1 protein-coding gene is annotated in these 1,028 nt (G+C 74.0%); it reads right to left on the bottom strand.

Annotated features, from left to right (window positions below; all coding sequences use genetic code 11):
• Window positions 1-1,023, bottom strand: a 1,023-nt coding sequence (locus STBA_RS31230) for a polyketide synthase dehydratase domain-containing protein (protein WP_290443995.1), incomplete at its 3' end; no start/stop codon positions are given.
• Window positions 1,024-1,028 lie beyond the last annotated feature (5 nt).

The raw sequence follows: 1,028 nt of genomic DNA, 5'->3' as shown, positions 1-1,028 counted from the left end.
AACGTCTGCGGCCTCAGCCGGGCCCGCCGCGTCCACCGGCGGCAGCGGCCGCCACACGACCTCGTGCAGCGCGTCGTGTCCGGTCCGGCCCGCGGCGCGCAGCTGCTTCGCGTTCACCGGACGGGTCAGCAGCGCCTCGACGGTGGCGACCGGCGCGCCCGCCGCATCCGCCACGGCGAGGCCGACGGAGTCGCCGCCGCGGTAGGAGATCCGCACGCGCAGGGCCGAGGCACCGGCCGCGTGGAGGGTGACGCCGTGCCAGGCGAACGGCAACCGCGCCTGGTCGGCTGAGGTAACGGGTCCGAGGCCGACGGCGTGCAGCGCCGCGTCGAGCAGCACGGGGTGGATGCCGTAGGCCTCGGCTTCCCCGCGCAGCTCCTCTGCGAGTTCCAGTTCGGCGTAGACGTGCTCGCCCGCGCGCCACGCGGCGCGCACGCCGCGGAAAAGCGGGCCGTAGCGCAGCCCCAGGGCCTCGGCACGGTCGTAGAGGCCGTCCACCGGGAGGGCTTCACCGTCGGCGGGCGGCCACTCCACCAGATCGTCGTCGCCCGGGGCGGCCTCGGTCTGCGCGGGTCCGACGAGACCGGTCGCGTGGCGCGTCCAGTCGCCGGTGCCGCCGTCGTCGGGGTGGCGCGCGTGCAGCGTCAGTTCGCGCCGGCCGTGTGCGTCGGCCGGGCCGAGTTCGACTTGCAGGTGCAGATCGCCGCGGTCGGGGAGGACGAGCGGCGCTTCGAGCGTCAGCTCCTCCACGGTCTCGCAGCCCGCCTCGTGGGCGGCGCGCAGCGCCAATTCGAGAAGGCCGGTGCCGGGGAGGAGAACGACGTCATTGACGGCATGGTCGGCCAGCCAGGGCTGGGCGGTACGGGACAGCCGCCCGGTGAAGAGATAGCCATCCGACTGCGCAAGCCCCACCCAAGCACCGAGCAACGGATGCCCCGTGCCATCAAGACCACCACCCGCACCCGAGACCCCACCACCCGCAGACAACCAGTAACGGCGGCGCTGGAACGGATACGTCGGCACATCAA

This window comes from Streptomyces sp. MP131-18, assembly GCF_001984575.1.
Taxonomy (GTDB): domain Bacteria; phylum Actinomycetota; class Actinomycetes; order Streptomycetales; family Streptomycetaceae; genus Streptomyces; species Streptomyces johnsoniae.
The sequence above is the reverse complement of the archived record's forward strand: the minus strand, read 5'-3'. Positions and strand labels throughout refer to the sequence as shown.